Raw genomic sequence first — 26,176 nt, forward strand, 5'->3', positions numbered from 1 at the left:
GGGTACCTCTTCCATGAGCGCCCTGTGAATTAGGTAACCCTTACCTTAGTATGTCGGCGACCCCGGCCCCAGGTCCGGGACCCCGACCCGCTGGGGAGGCTCGCGGCTGTGTGCGGTTCCGAGGAAGTTCTGTCCCATTGGCGGCGGTTGTTGACACCGCTCCCGCTCGAGATCGCGCTGCCCGCCGACCGGCCGCATCCGCCACAGCCGCTTCCCGAGCGGGACTCGCGGGTGCTGTCGGACGTGCCGGACGCCCCCGAGGCCGTCCGACTCGCGGCGTTCTTCGCGCTGTTGCACCGCTACACCGGGGCGACGGACCTAACCGTCGGCCATGACGGGCTCCCGCTGCGGGTGTCCGTCGAACACGAGCCGACGTTCGCCGAGTTGGTGCGGCGGGTGACGCAGGCGTGGGAGGAGGCGCAGACCCACCGGGTGCCGGTCGGCCTCCTGGTCGAGGAGCTGCGGCCCCGGCCGACGCGGGGCGGCGGACTGTTCTTCAACACGGCGTTCGCCACGGCCTCCCGGCCGGCCGGTGAACTCCCCGCCCCGGTCGACGTGTTGCTGGAGACGGACGGGGACTCGGCACGGGTGTCGTACTCCCCCGCCCTCTTCGACGGCACGACGATCGAGCGGCTGCTCGGCCACTACCGCACACTGCTCGCCGACGCCGTGGCCCGGCCCGGGACGGCCGTGACCCGGTTGGATCTGATGTCCCCGGAGGAGTACGGGCAGGTCGTCCGCGACTGGAACGACACCGCGCACGCGGTGCCGGCGGACACCTGGCCGGCGATGTTCGCCGAGCAGGTGCGACAGCGCCCCGAGGCCGTGGCGCTGGTCTTCGAGGACGAGGAACTCACCTACGCCGAGTTGGACGAACGCGCCAACCGCCTGGCGCACGCGCTGATCGCGCGGGGTGCCGGGCCCGAGCGGATCGTCGCCCTGGCGCTGCCGCGGTCCACCGAGCTGATCGTGGCCGAGGTGGCCGTCCTGAAGTCGGGCGCCGCCTATCTGCCGATCGACCACGACTACCCGGCGGACCGCATCGCGTACATGCTGGGCGACGCACGGCCCGTCTGCATGGTGACCACCGGCGAGACAGCGCGCGACCTCCCCGAACCGGCGCGGGGGATGACCCTCCTGGAGCTGGACGCGCCCGCCACGGCCGCCGAGTTGGCGCAGCGGCCGGTCCACGACCCCACCGAGGCGGACCGCGGGGCGCCCCTCACCGTTCTCAACGCCGCCTATGTGATCTACACCTCGGGTTCGACCGGCCGCCCCAAGGGCGTCGTCCTCGCCCACGGCGGTGTGGCGAAGCTGGTGGCCACCCAGAGCGAGCGGTTCGGCATCGGTCCGCACAGCCGGGTGCTGCAGTTCGCCTCGCCGAGCTTCGACGTCGCCTTCTGGGACCTGTGCCTCGGGCTGCTGTCCGGCGGCCGGCTCGTCGTCGTGCCGGCGGAGCGCCGGGTGCCCGGAGCACCGCTCGCCGACTACGCGAACGCGCACGGCATCACCTTCATGATCCTGCCGCCCGCGCTGCTCGCCGCCCTGCCCGACGACGTCCATCTCCCGCCCGCCGCGACGCTGTTGGCGGGCACCGAGCGGGTCTCGCCGGAGCTGGTGGGGCGGTACGCGCGCGGGCGGATGATGTTCAACGCCTACGGCCCGACCGAGGCCACCACCAACTCCACGCTCGGGCTGTGCGATCCGGACATCCCGGCCGGGGCGATCGTCCCGATCGGTGTGCCCGACCCGGGGACCCGGGCGTACGTCCTGGACGCGTTCCTGCGGCCGGTGCCCGCCGGCGTCACCGGCGAGCTGTACCTGGGGGGCGCGGGTCTGGCGCGGGGCTATCTCGGACGGCCGGACCTGACCGCCGAGCGGTTCGTCGCCGACCCGTTCGGGGAGCCCGGCGAGCGGCTCTACCGCACCGGTGACCTGGTGCGCTGGCGGGCCGACGGCCGGCTGGAGTTCCTGGGGCGCGCCGACGCGCAGGTCAAGATCCGCGGGTTCCGTATCGAACCGGGCGAGATCGAGTCGGTGCTACGCGGCCATCCGGCCGTCGATCAGGTCACGGTCGCCGTGCGCGAGGACCGGCCGGGTGACCGCCGCCTCGCCGCCTATGTCGTCCCGGCCCTCGACGCACCGCGTGACGCGGACGCGGACGCGCGGGTCGAGGAGTGGAAGGAGCTGCACGAACTCCTCTACGGGGCGGCCGGTTCCGAGGACTCGGGCGGAGCGGACACCGACGGCTCCGGCCTCCGCGAGAACTTCGCGGGCTGGAACAGCATGTACGACGGCACGCCGATCCCCGTCGAGGAGATGCGCGAATGGCGGACGGCGACCGTCGACCGGATCCGTGAACTCGGCCCGGTCCGCAGGGTGCTGGAGATCGGCGTCGGCAGCGGCCTGATCCTGTCCGGGATCGCGCCCGACTGCGAGGCCTACTGGGGCACCGATCTCTCGGCGCAGGCCGTCGCGGCGCTGCGCGCGCAGGTCGACACCGATCCGGAGCTGTCCGCGAAGGTCGAGTTGCGGGCCATGCCCGCCCATGACGTCGAGGGCCTGCCCGAGGGGTACTTCGACACCGTCGTCATCAACTCCGTCGCCCAGTACTTCCCCGGCGGTGAGTACCTCGCCGACGTACTCCGTCAGGTGGCGGGGCTGCTCGCCCCCGGTGGCCGGATCTTCGTCGGTGACGTCCGCAATCTGCGCCTGCTGCGGACCCTGCGCGCGGCCGTGGAGACCCGGCGGGCCACCGGCGGTGACGAGGGCGACAAGAGCGCGCTGCGGGCGGCCGTCGAGCGGTCGGTGCGCTGGGAGGGCGAACTCCTGCTCGACCCGGACTTCTTCGCCGCCCTCGACGGCTTCGACGCGGACATCCGGCTCAAGCGGGCCGCGCACCACAACGAGCTGAGCCGGTACCGGTACGACGTCGTGCTGCGTCCGGGGGCTCCGGTGGCCGCCCGGGAGCTGCCGGAGGCCGACTGGTCGGCGGTCGGCGGTCTCGGCGGAGTGGCCGGGCTGCTGGCCGGGCGCCCGGAGGGGCTCCGGATCACCGGTGTGCCCAACGCGCGCCTCGCGGACGACCTGGCGGATCTGCGGCGGCTGGAGGACAGCAGTCGGCAGGCGGCCGACGGGGCCGACCCCGAGGATCTGCACGCGCTGGCGGCGGAGCACGGCTATCGGGCGGCGCTCACCTGGAACGGCAACGCGGACGACGGCGCGTTCGACGCCGTGCTCGTCCTCGACGGGCCCTTCGGCCCCCTGTACCGGACGGCCCACGTCCATCCGCGCGCCAACCGGCCCGCGCCCTTCCGCGACGTGAGCGCGCTGATGCGGACCCTGCGCGGGCACGCCGCCGAGTGGCTGCCCGAGTACATGGTCCCCTCGGCGTTCGTCCCGCTGCACGCCCTGCCGGTCACCCCCAGCGGAAAGATCGACGGGCGAGCGCTGCCCGCCCCGGACTACGCCACGATGAGCTCCGGAAGGGCACCGCGCACCCCCCGCGAGAAGCTGCTGTGTTCGCTGTACGCCGAGGTGCTCGGCCTGGACGCGGTGACGGCCGAGGACGACTTCCTCGCGCTCGGCGGCGACAGCATCAGCGCCATCCAACTCCTCATCCGAGCCCGGGAGTCGGGTCTCAGGCTCACCACTCGTGATGTCTTCCGCCACCGCACGGTCGAGGCACTGGCGCAGGCCGCCGTCGAGCGGGTCGCCGAACACACCGCCGACGAGCCGCTGATCGACATCGACGCGGCCGAACTCGCCGAGATCCAGGGCACGCGCCCGCTGCCCGTCGCCGAACTGCTTCCGCTCACCCCGCTCCAGCAGGGCTTCTTCTTCCACTCCCTCACCGGCGGCGCCGACGGGGACACCTATGTCGTCCAGCAGGTCCTGGACCTCGCCGGACCGGTCGACGCCGCAGCGCTGCGCCGCGCCGCGCAGTGCCTGCTGGACCGGCACGCGCCGCTGCGGGCCGCGTTCCGTCAGCGCCCGGACGGCACCCCCGTGCAGATCATCACGCGGGACGCCGAGCTGCCCTGGCGGGAGGTCGACCTGTCGTCGCAGGACGGCGAGGTCCGCGAGACACTGGGTGACGCCGTCGCCGCGGACGAGCGGGCCCGGGGTTTCGACCTGGCCGCTCCGCCGCTGCTGCGCTGCGCCCTGGTGCGGCTCGGCGAGGAGCGCAGCCGACTGGTCCTGACGTTCCATCACATCGTCGCGGACGGCTGGTCGTTGCCGGTGCTGCACCGCGAACTGATGGCGTACTACGGCACCGACGACCCCGCGCTGCCCGAGGTCGCCCCCTACCGCGGCTTCCTGCGCCGCCTCGCCGAGCAGGACCGTGACACGGCACGCGAGGTCTGGCGCGACGCGCTCGCCGGCCTGGACGAGCCGACGCAGCTGGTCGGCGCCCCGGCCGACGGGGCTCCCGTACGCCCGGAGCACGTCCGGGTGGAGCTGTCCGAGCGGACCACCGCGCGGCTCGCCGAGCGGGCCCGTGACCACGGTGTCACCCTCGGCACCGTGGTGCAGGGCGCCTGGGGCCTGCTGCTGGGCCGGCTCACCGGCCGGGACGACGTGGTGTTCGGTACCACGGTCTCCGGGCGCGACGGCGAGGTCGACGGCATCGCCTCCATGGTGGGCCTGTTCATCAACACCCTCCCGACACGCTTCCGTTGGGCACCCCGGGAGTCGCTCGGGGAGCTGCTCGTCCGCCTCCAGGAGGAACAGGCCCGACTGCTGGACCACCAGCACCTGGGCCTCGCGGAGATCCAGCGGCTCACCGGGCACGCGGGCTCCGGCGAACTCTTCGACACCCTCGTGGTGTTCGAGAACTACCCCGCCGAGGCGGACCTGCGGGACGCCTCGGGGACCGTACGCGTCACCGGCGACGCCTTCCACGACGCCGTGCACTATCCGCTCGCCCTCGTCGTCAAGCCCGGCCGGCGGCTCGACCTGCGGCTCAAGCACCACGCGGAGCGCCTCGACGGCGACACCGTCCGCGCCCTCGGCGACCGGCTGGTCCGCGTCCTGGAGGCCATCGCCCAGGCACCGGAGGGTGCGGCCGCCTCCGTCGACCTGCTCTCCCCCGACGAGGCCCTGCGCGCCCGCCCCACCGGCGAGGAGCGCGTCGTACCGGAGTCCACCCTGGCACAAGGGTTCGCCGCGCAGGTCGCCCGGACGCCGGACGCGACGGCCGTCGTCTTCGAGGACGAACGGCTGAGCTATGCCGAACTGGACGCCCGAGCGGAGGAGTTGGCCGTACGGCTGCGCGGCCTGGGCGCGGGCCCGGGGACGTTCGTGGCGGTCGCCGTGCCGCGCTCGGCGGAGCTGATGGTGGCGCTGCTCGGCGTCCTGAAGTCGGGCGCCGCCTATCTGCCGGTGGACCTCGACTACCCGGCCGACCGGGTGGCCCACATGCTGACCGACTCCGGCGCCACCACGGTGGTCACGCTCGCCGCGACGGCCGACCGACTGCCCGCACTGAACGGGTCCGCCGGGGGGAACGTTCCCTCCGTACTGCTGCTGGACGCCGTCGACGCCGCGTCGACCGGTGCCACCGGCCCCGCGCCCGGCCCCGCGCGCCCCGACGACACCGCCTACCTGATCTACACCTCCGGCTCGACCGGTCTGCCCAAGGGTGTCGTCGTCACGCACCGGGCCATCGTGAACCGACTGGCGTGGACGCAGGGCGAGTACGGACTCGGTCCCGACGACCGGGTGCTGCAGAAGACGCCGTCCAGCTTCGACGTGTCCGTCTGGGAGTTCTTCTGGCCGCTGCTCGAAGGCGCGACCGTGGTGCTCGCCCGGCCGGACGGCCACCGCGACCCCGCCTACCTGGCGGAACTCGTGCGTGCCCAGTCCGTCACGACCATGCACTTCGTGCCGTCGATGCTGGAGGCCTTCCTCCAGCACGACGAGGTCACCGGCGACCCCACCTGGTCGGCTTCGCTGCGCCGCGTGCTGAGCAGCGGCGAGGCGCTCCCGGTCGGCGCCGCGAGCCGCTGGCACGCCCTGACGGGCGTGCCGCTGCACAACCTGTACGGCCCGACCGAGGCGGCCGTCGACGTCACGTACCACCCGTACGCCCCCGACGAGGAGCAGGCCGGCGCGTCCGTGCCCATCGGGCGCCCCGTGTGGAACACGGGCCTGCGCGTGCTCGACACCTGTCTGCGGCCCGTCCCGGACGGTGTGCCCGGCGAGCTGTACCTGACCGGCGTCCAGCTCGCCCGCGGCTACCACGCCCGACCTGCCCTGACCGCCGAGCGGTTCACCGCCGACCCGTACGGGCCTCCCGGCAGCCGGATGTACCGCACCGGTGACCTGGTCCGGCGGCGCGCGGACGGGGTGATCGAGTACCTGGGCCGCACGGACCGGCAGGTCAAGCTGCGCGGCAACCGGATCGAGCTCGGCGAGATCGAGGCCGCGCTGGCGCGGCTGCCGGAGGTGGCGCAGGCCGCCGTGACGGTACGGGACGACGCGCTGGTCGCGTACGTCGTGCCCGTCGGCGGCGCGCCCGTGGGCGACCTCCGCGAGGCCCTGACCGGGTCCCTCCCCTCGCCCATGGTCCCGAGCGCCTGGGTCGTCCTCGACGCCCTGCCGCTCACCCCGAGCGGCAAGCTGGACCGAGCCGCGCTGCCCGCCCCGCAGGCCGTGCGCGGCACCGTCACCCGGGCCCCGGGCAGCCCCCGGGAACAGGTGCTCGTCGAGATCTTCGCGGCGGTGCTGAAGCTCGACGAGGTCGGCGTCGACGACGACTTCTTCCTGCTCGGCGGTGACAGCATCAGCTCGATCGCCGTCTCCAGCCGCGCCCGCCGCGCGGGTCTGGTGATCGGCCCGCGCGAGGTGTTCGAACACCGCACCCCGGCGGCGCTCGCGGCGGCGGCGGCCCTCGACGAGCCGGCCACCGCGGGCAGCCCTGTCGCCTCCGCGTTCGCTCTGACCGAGGAGGAGCGGGAGCGGGTCGAACGGCTCGCACCGGGCCGGATCGAGGACGTGTGGCCCCTCGCCCCGCTCCAGGAGGGTCTGTTCTTCCACTCGACCTTCGACGACAGCTCCCTGGACGTCTACACGGTCCACGAGTCCTTCGACTTCGCCGAACGCGTCGACGCCGAGCGGCTGTCGGAGGCCGTGCGTACGCTGCTGGGCCGCAACCCCAGCCTGCGTGCCGGATTCACCAGTGAAGGGCTGCGCCAGCCGGTGCAGTTCATCGTGCGCGACGCCGACATCCCCCTGCGGGAAGTGGATCTGGCGGGGCTGCCGGCTGCCGAACAGGACCTCCGGATGCGGGAGTTGCTGGAGGAGTCGAGGGCGCAGCGGTTCGACCTCACCCGCCCGCTGCTCTTCCGGATGCTGCTCGTGCGGCTCGGCGCGGAGCGCGGCGACCGGCTGATCGTCGGCCGTCATCTGATCCTGTGGGACGGCTGGTCGGCCTGGCTGTTCCTGGACCAGCTGTTCGCCCTGTACGAGAGCGGGGGCGACCCGGCGGGCCTGGACCGCCCCGGCTCGTACCGCGACTACCTGACCTGGCTGGAACGGCAGGACGACACCGAGGCGACCCGTGCGTGGCGGGCGGCCCTGTCCGGTTTCGAGGAACCGACGCTGCTGGTGCCGACCGCCTCCGACCGGGGGCGGGAACCGGTGATCCCGGCGCAGCTGGAGGCCGTGCTGGACACGGCGGTCGCGGAGCGGCTGCGCGACACCGCCCGCACCCACGGTCTGACGCTCAACACCGTGCTCAACGCCGCCTGGGGCCTGGTCCTGGCCGGCGCGACCGGCCGCGGCGACATCGCCTTCGGTACGACGGTCGCCGGGCGGCCCAGCGAGGTCCCGGACGTCGAGAACGTCATCGGCATGTTCCTCAACACCGTGCCGGCGCGCATCGCCTTCGACCCGCGCGAGCCGGTCCTCGACCTGCTGCGCCGCGTCCAGGGCGAGCGGCTGGAGGTCATGCCGTACGAGTACCTGGGGCTCGGTGTCCTCCAGGCCGAGACGGGTCACCGGCGGCTGTTCGACACGCTGTTCGTGTTGCGCAACGCCGACACGGAGGAGCGGCTCGCCGAGTTGCGCGAACGGCACGGCGCGACGGCCGTGGCCAACGTGGACGCCACGCACTATCCGGCGAACCTGGTGGTGACGCCCGGCGAGCGGGTGCGGGCGACCCTGGCGTACCGGCCCGACCTGCTGGACGCCACCTACGCGCGGCGCCTGTTGGACCGTTTCGTGCTGCTGGTCGACCGGCTGGTGGCCGACCCGAGCGCCCCGGTCGGCTCGCTGGACGCCCTGCTGCCGGCCGAGGCCGACGCGCTCGCCCGCGAGGAGGCCGCCCAGCGGCAGCCGGTGCCGCACGAGACGGTCGCGGACATGCTGGCCGCGCAGGCCGCCCGCACCCCGGACGCGACCGCCCTGGTCTTCGGCGCGCAGACCCTGACGTACGCCGAACTCGACGCGCGCTGCGACCGGATGGCCCGGCTGCTGATCGCGCGGGGTGCCGGACCCGAGAAGGTGATCGCGCTCGGCCTGCCGCGCTCGATCGACATGGTGGTGGCGCTGTTCGCGGTGCTGCGCACGGGGTCGGCGTATCTGCCGCTGGAGCTGGACCACCCCGCCGACCGGCTCTCGCTGATGCTGGCGGACGCGCGCCCGCTGCTCCTGCTGTCCACGGAGGCCGTGTCGCGGACGCTGACGGGCGACACCCCGCGCGTTCTGCTCGACGACCCGTCGGTGACGGCCGAACTGGCGGCCTTCCCGGCCGGGCCGGTATCGGTGTCCTTCAGCCTGGACCACCCGGCGTACGTCATCTACACCTCGGGCTCCACGGGCCGCCCCAAGGGTGTCGTCACCCCGTACCTCGGTCTGACGAACATGCAGCTCAACCACCAGAAGGAGATCTTCGCCCCGGCGATCGCGTCGGCGGGCGGGCGGCGGCTGCGGATCGCGCACACCGTGTCGTTCGCGTTCGACATGTCCTGGGAGGAGCTGCTGTGGCTCGTCGAGGGGCATGAGGTGCACATCTGCGACGAGGAGCTCAGGCGGGACGCGACCGCGCTGGTCGCGTACTGCGAGGAGCACCGTGTCGACGTCGTCAACGTGACCCCGACGTACGCCCATCTCCTCATCGAGGAGGGCCTGTTGGAGGGGCACCGGCCACCGCTGGTGCTGCTCGGCGGCGAGGCGGTCACCGAGACGGTGTGGAACACGCTGCGGGACACCGAGGGCACGTACGGCTACAACCTGTACGGCCCGACCGAGTACACGATCAACACGCTCGGCGGGGGTACGGAGGACAGCGCGACGCCGACCGTGGGCAGGCCGATCCGTGCCACCCGGGCCCGCATCCTCGACCCGTGGATGCGTCCGGTGCCGGACGGTGTGGCGGGCGAGCTGTACATCGCCGGCGTCGGGCTGGCGCGCGGCTACCTCGACCGGCCGGGCCTGACCGCCGAGCGGTTCGTGGCGGACCCGTTCGGGCAGCCGGGCGAGCGCATGTACCGCACCGGCGACCTGGTGCGACGGCGTGCCGACGGCAACCTGGACTTCCTCGGCCGTACCGACGACCAGGTCAAGATCCGGGGCTACCGGGTCGAGCTGGGCGAGATCGAGACGGCACTCGCCCAGCACCCCGAGGTGTCCCAGGCCGCCGTGATCGCCCGCGACGACACCTCGGCGCCCGGCACGAAGCGCCTCGTGGGCTACGTGGTGCCCGCCGAACTCGACCAGGACGCGAGGGACTCGGCCGAGCGGGAGCAGATCGGTGAGTGGCAGGAGATCTACTCCGCCGAGTACACCGAGATCGGCACCGCCCTGTTCACCGAGGACTTCGCGGGCTGGGACAGCTCCTACGACGGCACGCCGATCCCCGTGGAGCACATGCGGGAGTGGCGCGAGGCGACCGTGGAGCGCATCCGCGAGCTGCGGCCCCGCCGGATCCTGGAGATCGGCGTCGGCTCGGGCCTGCTGCTGTCGAAGCTCGCTCCGGACGCGGAGGCGTACTGGGCGACCGACTTCGCCGCGCCCGTGATCCGCAAGCTCACCGAGGGCGTCGGCAACGACCCGGTGCTGGCGGGCAAGGTCGAACTGCGCTGCCAGGCGGCCGAGGTGACCGACGGTCTGCCCACCGGCTACTTCGACACGGTCGTCATCAACTCCGTCGTCCAGTACTTCCCGAGCCTGGACCACCTCCACCAGGTGATCCGGGGCGCGCTGGGCCTGCTCGCGCCCGGCGGTGCCCTGTTCGTCGGTGACGTCCGCGACCTGCGCCAGGCCCGGGTGTTCCAGTCCGGCATCCAGGCCGCCCGCGCCGACGCGGACACCGAGCCCGACGCCCTGCGCCGGGCCGTGGAGCGGGGCCTGGCGCTGGAGAAGGAACTCCTCGTCGACCCGGACTGGTTCACCACCCTCGGTGTCGGCGTCGACCTGCGCACCAAGGCGGGCCGCCACCACAACGAGCTGACCCGCTACCGGTACGACGTGGTGCTCTACGAGGGGGACCCCGGCCTCGCGCTGGACGACGTCCCGGCCGTCGACTGGTCGGGACGCGACGCGCTCCTCACCCGGCTCGACGGCACCGGACCGCTCCGCGTGCGGGGCGTCCCGGACGCCCGCACGGCCGGCGACCTCGCCGGGCTGCGCGCCCTGGACACCGGCCGTCCCGCTCCCGTCCCCGCGACGGGGGTCGAACCGGAGGACCTACGGGAGGCCGCCGAGGCACACGGCTACCGGCTCCTCACCACCTGGTCCGCCGAACCCGGCTCCTACGAGGCCGTGTTCGTGCCCGGCACCGACACCTCCCGCACGACCGGTCTGTACCGGCCGCGCGCCGACCGCGACGCCACCGCTCCGTTCGCCAACACCCCGGCGGCCGGGCGCGGCCACACCGCGCTCGTCCGGCGCCTCCGCGACGACCTCGGACAGCGGCTGCCCGGCTACATGGTGCCCGCCGCCTTCGTGGTGCTGCCCGGGCTGCCGATGAACGACAACGGCAAGCTGGACGTGCGCGCCCTGCCCGACGCCGAGCCCGCGGTCGCCCTGTCGGCCGGGCGCGGCCCGCGCACCCCCGTCGAGGAGGTGCTGTGCCGGCTCTTCGCCGAGGTGCTGGGGCTGCCCCGCACCGGCGCCGAGGACAACTTCTTCGACCTGGGCGGCCACTCACTGCTCGCGACCCGGCTGATCAGCCGCGCCCGCACCGAGCTGGGCGCCGAGCTGGCCATCCGCGACCTCTTCGAGGAGCCCACTCCGGAGGCTCTGGCGCTGCGGGCGGGTGCCGGACGTCCCGCGCGGCCCGCTCTGCGGACCATCCCGGAGCGCCCCGCGCGCGTCCCGCTGTCGGCGGCGCAGCGGCGGCTGTGGCTGGTGGAGCGGCTCACCGGCGGCGGAGTGGCCTACAACTTCCCCCTGGTCTTCCGGTTGCGCGGCGAGCTGGACCTCGACGCGCTGCGGGCCGCGCTGCTCGACGTGACGGCCCGCCACGAGGCGCTGCGCACGCGTTTCCTGGAGGAGGACGGCGAGCCCTACCAGTGGATCGTGGCGCCGGGCGCGGCCGAGCCCGGGTTCCGGGTGATCGAGGTCACCGAGGGCGACCTGGCCGACCGGATCGAGGCGGCGCAGCGTCGGCCGTTCGACCTGAGCGTCGAACTCCCCGTCCGCGCCGAGGTGTTGCGCCTCGGCCCCGCCGACCACGTGGTGGCGCTGGTCCTGCACCACATCACCACCGACGAGTGGTCGGACCGTCCGTTCCTCGCCGATCTCACCACCGCCTACCGGGCCCGCGTCGAGGGCCGTGCTCCGCGATGGGCGCCGCTTCCGGTGCAGTACGCCGACTACACCCTGTGGCAGGACGCGCTGCTCGGGCAGGTCGGTGCGGCGCAACTCGCCCACTGGACCGAGGCGTTGCGTGACCTGCCCGAGGAGCTGTCACTGCCCCAGGACCGGCCGCGGCCGGACGCGCCCACCGGGCGGGGCGGCAAGGTGCGTCTGGAGCTGCCCCCCGCCACCGGCCGGGCCCTGCGTGAGCTGTCCGCCGCCACGAACACCAGTATGTTCATGGTGTTCCAGGCGGCCACGGCGGCGCTGTTGCACCGGCTGGGCGCCGGTGACGACATTCCGCTCGGGGCACCCATCGCGGGGCGTACGGACGACGCCCTCGACGACCTGGTCGGCTTCTTCGTGAACACGCTGGTGCTGCGCACCGATCTGTCGGGCCCGCAGAGCGGCCCGTCGGACCTGACGTTCACCCGGCTCCTGGGGCGGGTCCGGGAGTCCGCCCTCCAGGCGTTCGAGCATCAGGACCTGCCCTTCGATCATGTGGTGGAGGCCGTGAACCCGCCTCGGGTCGCCGGTCGCAACCCGCTGTTCCAGGTCATGCTCGGCTACCACTACCGGCCCGACGGCGACCCGGACGTGCTGGGCATGGCGACCGAGTGGTTCGACATGGACACCGGCATGGCCAAGTTCGATCTGCACTTCACCTTCGTGGACGAGGTGGGACAGGACCGTCTCACCCTGCTGCTGGAGTACGCGCTCGACCTGTTCGACGACGAGATGGCCCGGCGCACGGCCGGGCGGCTGGCCCGGCTGCTGGAGCAGGTCGCCGACGCGCCCGACACGCCTGTCCGGGACCTGGAGGTGCTGGAGGAGGCCGAGCGGGAATCGGTGCTCGTCCGGTGGAACGACACGGCACGCGACGTGCCCGCGACCACCCTGCCGGAGCTGTTCCGGGCGCAGGTGGCGCGGACCCCGGACGCGCTCGCCCTGGTCCATGAGGACCAGCGCCTGACGTACGCGGAGTTGGACGCGCGGGTCGAGCGCACCGCACGGATCCTCGCCGGGATGGGCGTGGGTCCGGAGCGCACGGTGGCGGTGGCGCTGCCGCGTTCGGTGGATCTGGTGGTCGCCCTGCTGGCGGTGCACCGGGCCGGGGGCGCCTATCTGCCCCTGGAGGCCGGTCAGCCACGGGAGCGGCTGGCGCTCATGCTGGAGGAGGCCCGGCCGGTGTGCGTCGTCGAGGACGCGCTGCCGGAAGGACCGGAGGGGGAGCTTCCCACCGCGTACGACCCGGCGAGCCCGGCCTACGTGATCTACACCTCCGGGTCGACCGGCCGCCCCAAGGGGGTCGTCGTGCCGCAGGAGGGCATCGTCAACCGGCTGCTGTGGATGCAGGACGCGTACGGGCTCGGACCCGACGACCGGGTGCTGCAGAAGACCCCGTCCGGCTTCGACGTCTCGGTGTGGGAGTTCTTCTGGCCGCTGATCACCGGCGCCGCGCTGGTGGTCGCCCGGCCGGAGGGCCACCGGGACCCGGCGTATCTGGCCCGGGTGATCCGTGAACAGGCCGTCACGACCACGCACTTCGTGCCGTCGATGCTCCAGGTGTTCCTGGAGGAGCCGGCCGCCGCGCGGTGCACGGGTCTGCGCCGGGTGATGTGCAGCGGTGAGGCCCTGCCGTCGTCGGTGGCGACGCGCTTCCACGAGGTGCTGTCGGCGGAGCTGCACAACCTGTACGGGCCGACGGAGGCCTCGGTCGACGTCACGGCCGGACAGGTGGCACCGGGCGCCGACCGGGTGGTGATCGGGCGTCCCGTGTGGAACACCCGGACCTACGTCCTCGACGCGGCGCTGCGGCCGGTGCCGCCCGGTGTGGCGGGAGAGCTCTACCTGGCGGGCGTCCAGCTCGCCCGTGGCTACCTCGACCGCCCCGGGCTCACGGCCGAGCGGTTCGTCGCGGACCCGTACGGCGGGCCGGGCGCGCGGATGTACCGGACGGGCGACCTGGCCCGCTGGCGGCCGGACGGCACGCTCGACTTCCTCGGCCGCACCGACCACCAGGTCAAGATCCGTGGCGTGCGCGTCGAGCCCGGCGAGATCGAGGCGGTGCTCGCCCGCCACGAGTCCGTCGCCCACGCGGTCGTCGTCCCCCACGACCAGCGGCTCGTGGCGTATGTCGTCCCCGCCTCCGGGCGCGCCGCCGATCCGGCGGTCCTGCGGGCCCACAGCGCCGCCGCCCTGCCGGACCACATGGTGCCCGCGGCCGTCGTCGTCCTCGACGCGCTGCCGCTGACGTCCAACGGCAAGCTGGACCGCCGGGCGCTTCCCGCGCCCGACTTCGCGGCGGGCAGCGGAGCCGGCGGGCGGGCGGGGGGCCCGCGCGAGGAGATCCTCCGCGGTCTGTTCGCCGAGGTGCTGGGCGTGGACCGGGTCGGCGTCGACGACGACTTCTTCGCCCTGGGCGGCCACTCGCTGCTGGCCATGCGGCTGGTCGCCGGGGTCCGGGCCGCGTTCGGGTCGGAGGTGTCGCTGCGCACGGTGTTCGACGCGCCGACGGTGGCCCGGCTCGCGCGGCGGCTGGCGGAGGGTTCCCCGGCCGACGCCGCGGCCCGGCCGCCGCTCGGCGTGCGGCCGCGTCCCGAGCGGCTGCCGCTGTCCTCCGCCCAGCAGCGGCTGTGGGTCCTGTACCAGGTGGAGGGTCCCAGCGCGACGTACAACATCCCCTCGGCCTGGCGGCTGACGGGAGCGCTCGACGTCGAGGCGCTGCGGGCGGCCGTGCGCGATCTGGTCGTCCGGCACGAGACGCTGCGCACGGTCTTCCCCGACGACGAGGGCCGGGCCCACCAGCTGGTCCTGGCGCCCGACGAGGTCCGGGTCCCGTTCGAGGTCGTCGACACGGACGACGAGCTGCTGCCCGAGCTGCTGGCGGAGGCCGGGGCCTACGGCTTCGCGCTGGACCGTGAGATCCCGCTGCGGGTGCATGTGTTCCGCACGGGTGAGGAGCAGTGGACGGTCCTGCTGCTCCTGCACCACATCGCCGGGGACGAGTGGTCGGAGGGGCCGCTGAACCGGGATCTCGCGCTCGCCTACACCGCCCGTGCGGCGGGACGCGCGCCCGCATGGGAGCCGTTGCCCGTCCAGTACGCCGACTACACGCTGTGGCAGCGGGAGGTCCTCGGCGACGAGAAGGACGAGGGCAGCCTCGCGGCACGCCAGCTCGCGTACTGGAAGCGGGCGCTGGCCGGGCTGCCCGAGGAGCTGGCGCTGCCCGTGGACCGGGCCCGCCCGCTGGAGGCGACCTACCGGGGCGGCTCCGCCGACCTGTCGCTGGACGCCGCACTCGCCGACGCCCTGAACGGGTTGGCCCGCGACAACGGGGTCAGTGTGTTCATGGTGCTCCAGGCGGCCGTGGCCACGCTTCTCTCCCGGCTCGGCGCGGGCGACGACATCCCCATCGGCAGCCCGATCTCCGGTCGCACCGACGCCGGGCTGGACGAACTGGTCGGGTTCTTCCTCAACACGCTGGTGCTGCGCACCGACACCTCCGGGGACCCGACGTTCCGGGAGCTGCTCGGCCGCGTCCGGGAGACCGACCTCGCCGCGTTCGACCACCAGGACGTGCCCTTCGAGCGGCTGGTGGAGGTGCTCAACCCGGCCCGTTCCCTGGCCCGTCACCCGCTGTTCCAGGTGATGGTGGTGTACCTCGCCTCCGACGGCGACGACACGGGGCTGCCCGGTCTGGACGCCCACCGGGACGACGTGACGCAGACGACCGCCAAGTTCGACCTGTCCTTCGACTTCGTCGAGCGCGGCGACGGCACCGGCGTGGACGGCGTCCTGGAGTACAGCGCCGACCTGTTCGACCCGGCGACCGCCCGGTCCTTCGCGGACCGGCTGCTGCGCGTCCTGCGGGCCGTGACCGCCGATCCGGAGACCCCGCTGGGCCGCATCGACATCCTCGCCCCGGACGAGCGGGCCCGGCTGCTCGGCGGCTGGCACAGCCGTCCGGTCGCCGGCGGACCCACCACGGTGCCCGCGCTCTTCGAGGAGCGGGCGCACCGGCACGGCGACCTGCCCGCCGCCGCCTCCGACGGTGTCGAGCTGACCTTCGCCGAACTCAACGCGGACGCCAACCGGTTGGCGCGGCTGCTCGTGCAGGCGGGCGCCGGGCCCGAGAGGTTCGTCGCGCTGGCGCTGCCGCGCACCGCGCACTTCCTCACGGCCGTCCTCGCCGTGCACAAGGCGGGCGCCGCGTATCTGCCGCTCGACCCGGACGCCCCGGCGGAGCGCACGGCCGACGTCCTCGCCGACGCCGGACCGGTCCTCACCCTGACGACCCGGGAGTACGCCGCCACGCTGCCGTCCGGCATCACCGCCCTGCCGCTGGACGACCCCGGCACCCGGGACCGGATATCGGCCCAGGACCCGGCCGACCTCACCGACGCCGACCGTCGGGCCCCGCTGACGCCCCGCAACCCGGCGTACGTCATCTACACCTCGGGCTCCACCGGCCGCCCCAAGGGCGTCGTGATCACGCACGAGACGCTCGGCAACCTCTTCCACAGCCACCGGGAGACGCTGTACGGGCCCGCGATCGAGGCGGCCGGGCGGCGGCACCTGCGGGTCGGGCACGCCTGGTCGTTCTTCTTCGACGCGTCCTGGCAGCCGCAGCTGTGGCTGCTGGACGGGCACTGCGTCCATGTGCTGTCGGAGGAGGTCCGGCGCGACCCGGAGCTGGTCACCGAGGCCGTGCTCCGGCACCGCTTCGACTTCCTGGAGGTCACGCCGTCGTTCTTCGCGCAGATGGCCGACAGTGGGCTGCTGCAGGGCGGCGACTGCCCGCTCGCGGTCGTCGGCGTGGGCGGCGAGGCCGTCCCCGTCGCCCTGTGGAAGCGGCTGTCCGAACTGCCCGGCACCGAGGCGTTCAACCTGTACGGACCGACCGAGTCGACCGTGGACTCCCTCGTGGGGCGCGTCCGCGACAGCGAACGGCCCCTCGTGGGGCGGCCGGTGGCCGGCACCCGCGCGTACGTCCTCGACGACCGGCTGCGGCCGGTGCCTCCCGGCGTCCCCGGTGAGCTGTACCTCGCGGGCGGGGGTCTCGCCCGCGGTTATCTGGGCAGTCCCGGTCTGACGGCGGAGCGGTTCGTGGCCGATCCGTTCGGTCCCGCCGGATCACGGCTGTACCGCACGGGCGACCTGGCCCGCTGGACCACCGACGGGCGGATCGACTACCTCGGCCGCGCCGACGACCAGGTCAAGATCCGCGGTTTCCGCATCGAGCCCGCCGAGATCGAGGCGGCGCTCACGACCCACCCGGAGGTGGGTCAGGCCCTGGTGACGGTGCACCAGGACGGTCCGCGCAAGCTGCTCGTGGCCTACGTGGTGCCGGTCCCGGACGCCTCGCCCGACCGGGCGGCGCTGCGCGCCCATGTCGCCGGCCGGCTCCCCGACCACATGGTCCCGGCGGCCGTGGTCACGCTGTCGCGTTTCCCGCAGCTGGCCAACGGCAAGCTGGACCGGTCGGCCCTCCCGGCGCCGGACTTCTCCGCCCTGTCCTCGGGACGGGCGCCCGCGACCCCCGTGGAGGAGTTGCTGTGCACGGTCTTCGCGGAGGTGCTGGGACTCGAACGGGTCGGTGTGGACGACGACTTCTTCGCCCTCGGCGGTGACAGCATCGTCGCCATGCAGCTCGTGGGGCGGGCCCGTGCGGCGGGCCTGCGGATCAGCCCGAGGCTGGTGTTCCGGCACCGTACGGTCGCCGCGCTGGGCACGGTCGCCGAGGCGGCCGACGTCTCGGCGCCGCGCCCGGCGGACGACGGCACCGGCACCGTGCCGCTCACCCCGGTCATGCACTGGCTGCGCGAACTGGGCGGCGCCTTCGCCTCCTACCACCAGGCGGCGCTGGTCCGCACGCCGGCGGCCCTGGACCTGCCGGGTCTGACCGCCGTGCTGCGGGCGCTCGCCGACCGTCACGACCTGCTGCGTGCCACCCTGGTCCGGCCCTCCGTCGAGGACACCGATCAGTGGTCGCTGCACGTGCCGCCCGTCGGCACGGTGGACCCGGCCGACTGGATCGAGCGGGTCGACGTCTCCGGCCTGGACGCGGCCGCGCTCGGCGAGGCCGTGCGGGAACGCGCCGTCGCGGCGCGGGGGTCGCTCGACCCGGACGCCGGAGTCATGGTCCGGGCCGTGTGGTTCGACGCTGGCGACGCCCCCGGGCGGCTGCTGCTGATGGGCCACCACCTCGTCGTGGACGGTGTGTCGTGGCGGGTGCTGCTGCCGGACCTCGCCGCGGCCTGGCAGGACGTGTCCGCCGGACGGCCCGTCGGGCTGCTGCCCGTCGAGACGTCGTTCGCCCGCTGGTCGAGGCTGCTCACGGAGCTGGCCCAGCAGCCGGAGCGGGAGGCCGAACTGCCCGTGTGGGAGGCGGTTCTCGCCGACGGCGCGGCCTCCCTGCCGCTCTCGCGGGACCGCGATCCCGACCGCGACACCAGCGCCACCCGGCGCGAGGTCGTCCTCCGGCTGCCCGCCGAGCACACCGGCCCCCTGCTGTCCGCGGTGCCGGCCGCGTTCGGCGCCGCCGTCAACGACGTCCTGCTCGCCGGGCTCGCGCTCGCCTTCGCGGACCGGCGGCGCCGGGACGGAGGTACGGAGACCTCGGTCCTCGTCGACCTCGAAGGACACGGCCGCGAGGAGGAGTTGGGCGGCGACGGCGTCGATCTGTCGCGTACGGTCGGCTGGTTCACCAGCGTCTACCCGGTCCGGCTCGACGCGGGTCCGGGCGACCCCGACGAGGCCTTCGCCGGGGGCCCGGCGGCGGCCGAGGCCGTGCGCCGGGTGCGGGAGCACCTGGCGGCACTGCCCGCGAACGGCGTCGGATACGGGATGCTGCGGCACCTCAACCCCCGGACCCGCGAGGTGCTGGCGGCCTACGAGCCGCCGCGTGTCGAGTTCAACTACCTGGGCCGGTTCGGCATCCCGGAGGAGACGGACTGGTCGTACGCGCCGGAGGAGGACGCGGCGGACATCGGGTCGGAGGGCTCGATGCGGGAGGGTCACGCGCTGGAGATCAACGTGGTGACCGAGGACCGGGCGGACGGGCCGGTGCTGGCCGCGCACTGGTCGTATCTGGAAGGACTGCTGCCGCGCGACACGGTCCAGGATCTCGCCGAGACCTGGTTCCGGGCCCTTCGGGGGCTCGTCGCGTGGACGGAGCGGAACCCGAAGTGACAGAAGCAGTGACAGAAGCAGTGAGTGAAGTCGGAAAGAGGAATGGCATGAGCAACCCGTTCGAGGACCCCGAGGGCACCTACCTGGTGCTGGTCAACGACGAGAACCAGCACAGCCTGTGGCCGGACTTCGTGGACGTGCCGGCCGGCTGGCGGGTGGTCCACGGACCCGACTCCCGGCAGTCCTGCCTGGACCATGTCGAGACCCACTGGACGGACATGCGGCCGCGCAGCCTGGCGGAGTCGATGGACGGCTGACACGGGAGAGACACGAGAGGGGGGCCGGTCGGTGACCGGCCCCCCTCATCGTGGCGAATCGCCCCCCGCGTGCGTCAGGACGCGGGCTGCTCCACCTTGGTGTCCGTCTTGCCGTCGACGGCCGCCGCGAGCTGCGGGGCGAGGCGCTCGATCACGTACGGCAGGCTGAGGACGGTGCCCATGGACAGGGCGTTGCCGTAGTCGCTGGTCTCGTTGACGTAGACCTCACGGCCTTCCTTCACGACCTTCAGGTCCTTGTAGGAGGCGTCCTTGTGCAGCTTGGCGGCGTCCTTCGTGACGTCGCCGACCTGCCAGACGATGGCGCTCTGGTCGAGCAGGTCGGTGCGCTCCTTGCTGATGTTCGCACCGAACTGATCGCCGATCACCTTGTCGAGGTCCTTGGGCAGAGTGAAGCCCAGGCCGGTCAGCAGGCGCGAGCGCGGGTCCTGGCTGCCGAAGACGAACATGCCCTCGTACGGGGTGGCCATGACCGCCGTGGCGCCCTTGAAGCCGGGGTTGTCGTCGGCTGCGGCCTTGATCTTCGCCTCGGTGTCGGCGACCGCCTTCGCGGCCTCGTCGGGCTTGCCGAGCGCCTTGCCGATGGTCTCGGTCTGCTCCTGCCACGGGACGCCGTAGTCGTTGTACGCCTTCGGCTGGGCGACCACGGGGGCGAACTTGGACAGCGACTCGTACTGTTCCTTGGTGAGTCCGCCGTACACCGCGAGGATCAGGTCGGGCTTGAGGGCGGCGATCTTCTCCACCTGCGGGCCGGTGCCCGTGTCCTTGAGGACGGTCGGGGCCTCGGCGGAGCCGAGCTTGTCCTCGGCCCAGGGGCCGATGGCGCCCTTGTAGCCGCCGAGCCACTCGGTGGTGCCGACGGGGACCTTGCCGAGGGCGAGGACCGAGTCCTGGTCGGTGAGGCCGACGGTGACGATCCGCTTGGGTTCGGCCTTGATCGTGGTGCTGCCGTACTTGTGGTCGACGGAGACCGGGAAGGCGGAGTCACCGGAGGTGCTCGCCTCCGCGCCGGCGCCCGACGCGTCGTCGGAGTCGGAGCCCCCACCGCACGCGGTGGCGAGGAGCAGGGTGGCGGAGGCGAGCACGACGGCGAGCCGTGGCGCTCTGCGGGAGCGGAACATCAGCGGTCCTTCGGTTCGGGTTTCTGCGGAGCGGTGCTTGTGGGGGTCTCGGGGGCCGACCGGTATCCGGTCGGCGAGGAGCCGGTGTCGCGGGCGTCCGACCAGGCCGACCAGAGGGCGGCGTAGGGGCCTCGCGCGGCGTGGAGTTCGTCGTGGGTGCCGCTCTCGACGACACGGCCGGCCTCCATGACGACCACGCGGTCGGCGGTGGCGGCCTGGCTGAGGCGGTGGGCGACGATCAGCGCGGTCCGGCCGTCGACGGCACGGGCGACCGCCTTCTCCAGGGTGCGGGCGCCCGCGCTGCCCGCCTCCGCGGTGGCCTCGTCGAGGATCACCAGGGGCGGGTCGGCGAGGATCAGCCGGGCCAGTGCGAGGGCCTGGGTCCGCTCGCCGCTGAGCCGGTGGCCGCCGTCGCCGACGACGGTGGCGAGCCCGTCGGGCAGGGCCTCGGCCCAGGCGAGGGCGTCGACGCGGTCGAGCGCGGCGCGCAGTTCGTCGTCGGTGGCGTCGGGCTTGGCGAGGCGCAGGTCGTCGGCGAGGGGGCCCGCGAAGACATGGGTCTCCTGGGTGATCAGGGCGATCGTGCGGGAGGCGGCGGAGCCGAGTTCGGTGGGCGGGATGCCGCCCACGAGGACGTCGCCTGTGGTGGGTGGCTGGATGCCCGCGACGAGTCGCGCCAGGGTGGTCTTGCCGGCTCCGCTGGCGCCGACGAGGGCCACGCGTTCGCCGTGGCGGATCGTCAGGTCGATGTCGTGCAGGACGGGGTGGCCCGGCCGGTAGGCGTGGCCGAGCCCTCGGACGGTGACGTCGACACCGCCGGCCCCGACGGTGCGCGTCGGCGGCGGGGCCACGGGTTCGTCGGTGACGCCGACGAGCCGGGCGAGGCCCGCCGTGGCCGACTGCGCGTCGTCGAGGAGGGCGAGGGCCGCGTTGACGGGGCCGAACAGGCTGTGGAAGTACAGGGCGGCGGCGGTCGCCGTACCGATGCTGGCGGAGCCGTCACGGACCAGCCAGTAGCCGGTGACGAGGACGGCGGCGAGCCCGATGTACTCGGCGATGTGCAGCCGGCTGTAGAAGCCGAGGACGAGGCGTACGCCGCGCATGGTCAGCGCCACCACGGACCACGAGCGCTCGGTGACCCGCTCGGTGTGCTCGCGGCCCAGCCGGAACGCCCGCACGGTGGAGCTGCCGCCGATGGTGTCGAGCATCTGTTGCTGCTGGGCGCCGGCGGCCACCCGCTGCTCGGCGTAGAGCGGGATGGCACGGGCGACGTACCAGCGTGCGGTGGCCGCCTGCACGGGGACCGCGAGCAGCGCGGCCAGCAGGAACCGCCAGTCGAGCAGGGCGAGGGCGCCGAAGGTGAGGACGATGGTGAGCACCGACCGTCCGAGCGCGGGAAGCGCGTTGCGCACGGCGTCGGCGATGAGGGAGACGTCGGCGGTGACGCGGGCGGTCAGGTCGCCGGCGCCGGCCTTCTCCACCCGGTCCAGGGGGAGGGCGAGGGCCCGCTCGACGAAGCGTTCGCGCAGCCGGGCCAGCGTCGTCTCACCGAGCCGGGCGATCTGTGACAGCCCGAACCCGGCGCTGACGCCCTGGGCCACGGCGACGGCCACGAGGAGCACGGCGGTGGCGGTGATGGCGTCGGCGGACCCCCGGTCGGCGGCCAGGTCGACGATCCGCCCCAGCAGGGGCTGTACGAGCAGGCCGACAGCGGTGGACCCGACCATGACGCCGAACGCGGACAGCGCCAACCGCCGCTGCGGACGCAGCAGTTCGACGACGGCGGCGCGGGTCCGGGCGGGACTGGCGACGGGCAGCAGAACGGGCCCGGCATGGTCACCGCCCCGGCTCCCTGCCTCGGTGTCCGCGAGGGCTTCGGTGCCTTCCGCGCCCTCGACCGGCTGGGCGGCCTCGGTGACGTCGCCGGCCCGCACGGCTCCGGCGCCCCCTACGGCCTCGACCGACGCGACGGCCTCCCCGACACCCGCGACCTGACCAGGCCGGTCGGCGGCCACGTCCCGCGCCTCTTCATCTGGCCGGACGGCTTCCACGTCCCGCGCCTCTACAGCAGGCCGAACCGCCTCCCCCGCCTGGGAGGCTTCCCCAGCCCCCGCAGCCTCGACGGGCTGGTCCCCCTCGCTGGCCTCGACAGTTTCGGAGGCCTCGGAGGCGTCCGAGGGCCCGGCGGCCCTGGCGTGATCGGTCATGTGAGGACCGCCGTCCGGTAGTCGGCGCGCTCGTGGACGAGGCGTTCGTGGCCGCCGGTCGCGGTGACCCGGCCTTCGTGGAGGAGGACGACCCGGTCGGTGACGGCGAGCAGAGCGGGGCTGTTGGTCACCAGGAGCGTGGTGCGTCCGCCGCGGACGTCCCTGATGCCGGCGGCGATACGGGTCTCGGTGACGGCGTCGACGGCGGTGGCCGGTTCGTGCACGACGAGGACGGGCGCGTCGGCGGCCAGGGCGCGGGCCAGGGCCACGCGCTGGCGCTGGCCGCCGGAGAGTGAACGGCCGCGTGCCGTGACGGCGGTGTGGACGCCGTCGGGCAGCGAGCGGGCGACCTCGTCGGTACCGGAGGCCACCATCGCGGCGGTGACGCCGACGCCCGCCGGTGCGGCCGTGCCTCCTGTCCCCGCGTCTCCCGTCCCCGTGTCGGCGAGGCCCGTCGTCGCTCCCCCGGGCGCGGTGGTGCCGATCGCCGCCGTGACGTTGTCCAGGACCGTGCCCTCGAACAGGTCGGCGTCGTGTTCGGCGACGAGCATCGCCGCGCGGACGTCGTCCGGTCCGAGTGCGGTCAGTGCGGTGCCGTCGAGTTCGACAGCGCCGTCGTCGGGGTCGGCGTGGCGGCCGAGGCAGCGCAGCAGCGCCGTGGCGTCGGCGGGGTCGGTGGTGGCGATGCCGACGGTCTCACCGGGGGCGATGTCGAGGTCGACCCCGCGCAGGGGGCCGTAGGTCAGGGCGCGCAGCGTGAGCCGTCCCTCGACGCCGGCCGGCGGTACGGCTGCGGCGGAACCCGTGGCGGGCACGGCGCCGGGGGCGTCCAGCACCTCGGCGATCCGGGCGGCGGAGGCGCGGCCCTGGGCGAGTTCGGCGTTGATCCAGGCGAACTCGGAGAGCGGGCCGACGATGAACAGGGCGAGCCCCACGGAGGAGACAAGTTCGCCGAGGCCGATGTCGCCGCGTGCGGCGAGGCGGCCGCCGACGAGGGCGACCACGGCGATGAAGGCGCCGGTGAGGATGGTGACGACGCCGTTCTGCCAGGCCTCGGCGCGGGCGGCGCGCAGCGTGGCGGCGAGGGAGTCCTGGCTGACGCGCCGGTAGCGGGCGACGGCGGCCTGCTCGGCGCCGATGCCCTTGAGCACGCGTAGTCCGGCGACCAGGTCGGCGGCGACCCCGGAAGCCTGTGCGGCGCGGTCCTGTTCGGTCTCGCTGCGCCGTTCGAGGGGCTTGCTCAACAGGTGCCCCAGCCACAGCAGCAGGGGGGTGCCGAGGAGGACGAGCAGACCCAGGACGAGCGAGACGCGCAGCAGGGCGACCGCGCTGACCACGAGCCCGGCGGTGGCCGCGAAGGCGACGATGAGGGCCATGGCGACGGCACCGACCCGCTTGGCGTCCTCGGTGGCGATGTTCGTCAACTCGCCCGGCAGCCTGCCCTCTTCGGCGCCGCCCTCGGGTGCGAGGACACGTCCGACGAGAGCGGTTCTCAGGTGGTGCGCGGCGGTGACGGCGGCACGTTCCCCCGCCCTCGCGCTGAACCGGAAGCTGAAGGAGAGCCCGACGTACACGGCGGCCAGGACGAGCAGCCACAGCAGCAGCCCGGGGATGTCGCCGTCCACGACTCCGCGCTCGATGGCCAGTCCGATGAGCACCGGCACCAGGGCCTCGCCCGTCTGGTGTCCCATCCCCAGAACCGCGCCCAGCACGACGTCCCGACGCTGTCCGCCGACCGCGCGCCACAGGACGTTCCGTCCCGGTGGGTCCGCTTTTCTCACGCAACACTCCGGACCGGTTTCGCCAACACAGGAACCGTACAAGAAAACTTAGGTAAGGCTAACTACATTTGTCTTCCTGGACCAGCCCTGAGATGTCTTCGAGACCTGAGCGACCTCCCCGAACGCTGGGACATTAGCGGAACCGAACGCCAACTGGCGTGCGGAGCACGTCACTTCACCTGTACGAGAACGCACCGGGCGCCCCGCCCCGACCGGAAGGACCTGTTCGTGCTCAGCACCAGGATCACCAACGCCCGCATCGTCACGATGGATCAGGACCGCCCGGCCGCCCGGGAACTCGGCATCTGGCGGGGTCGCGTCGTCGGTCTGGACGAGGACGTGGCGGGCCTCCCGGCGCGGCGGACCCTGGACCTGGGCGGCGCCACCGTACTGCCGGGGTTCATCGACGCCCATGTGCACCTGGCGTGGGCGGGCCTGAAGGCCAAGTCACCCAGCGTCGCGCCGAGCCGGCGCGCCGACGACGTGCTCCGCGTGGTGGCGGAGGCGGTGGCCGGGGCCCCGGTCGGCGGCTGGGTGGACTTCGGCGGCTACGACCAGCGCACCCTCGACCGCCCGCTCACGGCCGGCGACCTCGACACCGTCAGCGCCGGACGCAAGGTGTACCTGGGCCATCTCTCCGGGCACGCCTGCCTCGTCAACTCGGCGGTGCTCGAAGGACTTCCGGCGGAGGTGGCCCGGCCGGACGGTTTCCTCGCGGAGGGCGCCATGGGGGCCGCGCTGCGGTCCCGGCCGCCGCACTCGCTCGCCGAACTGGCCGCGGCGATCGAGCACGCCGCCCGCGTCTGCCGGTCCGAGGGCATCACGGGGTGTGCCGAAGCGGGCGTCGGGGCCCGGCTGTTCGGGCACAGCCCCATCGAGGGCGCCGCGTACCAGCTCGCCCACGAGTCGGGCCGACTGCCGCTGCGGGTACGGCTGATGGTGGCCGCCGACGCGCTCCGCCCGGTCCGCGCCGACGCCGAGGACACCACGAACCGGGCGATCGACCTCGGCCTGCGCACGGGCTTCGGCGAGGGCACGCTCTCGCTCGGCTCGCTCAAGATCTTCACCGACGGCGGCATGATGGCCCGTACGGCGGCGCTCACCAGCCCCTACCTGGGCAGTGACGGTTCCGGTCAGCTCATGCACGAGCCCGAGGTCCTGGAGAGCACGATCGTCGAGGGACACCTCGCGGGCTGGCAGCTCGCCGTGCACGCGATCGGCGACCGGGCCCTCGACGTCGCGCTGGACGCGCTGGAGAAGGCCCAGAAGCTGAGCCCCCGCCCGGAGGCCCGCCATCGTGTCGAGCACGCGGGCCTGGTCCGCCCCGACCAACTGCCCCGGCTGGCCGCGCTCGGTGTCACCGTCGTCGTCCAGCCGAGCTTCCTGCGCTACTACGGCGACGACTACGCCACGATCATGGGCGAGGACCGGGCCGGCTGGCTGTACCGGGGCCGGGGCTTCCTCGACCACGGTGTCCGGGTCGCCGGCAGCTCGGACCGCCCGGTCGCCAACGGCGCCCCGCTGCGGGCGATCCAGTTCATGGTGGAGCGGGCCTCCGAGTCCGGCCGCCTCATCGGCCCCGCCGAGGCGATCACGGTCGACGAGGCGCTGCGGGCGTACACCGTCGAGGCCGCCCGCGCCTGCCACTGGGACGGCGACGCCGGCAGCATCGCCCCCGGCAAGCGGGCCGATCTCGTCGTACTGGGAGATGATCCGCGCCGGGTGGACGTGTCCCGGATCGGGGACATCGAGGTGGTGCGGACGTTCGTCGGGGGCGAGGACGAGTTCTGACG

At 73.7% G+C, this 26,176-nt stretch carries 6 protein-coding genes; 3 read left to right on the plus strand and 3 right to left on the minus strand.

The features are described 5' to 3' along the window. Window positions 1-108 precede the first annotated feature (108 nt). Together RM704_RS17270 and RM704_RS17275 are read left to right on the plus strand one after the other, a co-directional pair. Window positions 109-18,999 (plus strand): non-ribosomal peptide synthetase, encoded by an 18,891-nt coding sequence (locus tag RM704_RS17270; RefSeq protein WP_033526178.1) that lies wholly within the window; start codon window positions 109-111, stop codon window positions 18,997-18,999. Between the two features lie 47 nt (window positions 19,000-19,046). After that, entirely contained in the window at window positions 19,047-19,256 is a 210-nt protein-coding gene (locus RM704_RS17275) for an MbtH family protein (protein ID WP_033526179.1), read from the plus strand. A gap of 74 nt (window positions 19,257-19,330) precedes the next feature. Here the strand turns inward: RM704_RS17275 and RM704_RS17280 are convergent, their stop codons facing one another. The 3 genes from RM704_RS17280 to RM704_RS17290 are packed head-to-tail and all read right to left on the minus strand — an operon-like array spanning window position 19,331 to window position 24,383. Further along, the gene (locus RM704_RS17280) at window positions 19,331-20,395 is read right to left on the minus strand and encodes an iron-siderophore ABC transporter substrate-binding protein (RefSeq protein WP_033526180.1); all 1,065 of its coding nucleotides are present in this window, start codon (window positions 20,393-20,395) and stop codon (window positions 19,331-19,333) included. After that, complete coding sequence (locus RM704_RS17285) at window positions 20,395-22,602, minus strand: ABC transporter ATP-binding protein (protein WP_311590762.1); 2,208 nt, start codon at window positions 22,600-22,602, stop codon at window positions 20,395-20,397. Before RM704_RS17285 ends, RM704_RS17280 begins: the two co-directional genes overlap by 1 nt. Beyond that, window positions 22,599-24,383 carry an ABC transporter transmembrane domain-containing protein gene (locus RM704_RS17290; RefSeq protein ID WP_033526181.1) on the minus strand — a complete coding sequence of 595 codons (1,785 nt, stop codon included), beginning with the start codon at window positions 24,381-24,383 and terminating at the stop codon, window positions 22,599-22,601. The genes RM704_RS17285 and RM704_RS17290 overlap by 4 nt, the downstream gene beginning before the upstream one ends. A 228-nt stretch (window positions 24,384-24,611) precedes the next feature. Here RM704_RS17290 and RM704_RS17295 point away from each other — a divergent pair, with 228 nt between their 5' ends. After that, complete coding sequence (locus RM704_RS17295; RefSeq protein WP_033526182.1) at window positions 24,612-26,174, plus strand: amidohydrolase; 1,563 nt, start codon at window positions 24,612-24,614, stop codon at window positions 26,172-26,174. The last annotated feature ends 2 nt before the right edge of the window (window positions 26,175-26,176 follow it).

Source organism: Streptomyces gottesmaniae, from assembly GCF_031845845.1.
Taxonomy (GTDB): domain Bacteria; phylum Actinomycetota; class Actinomycetes; order Streptomycetales; family Streptomycetaceae; genus Streptomyces; species Streptomyces akebiae.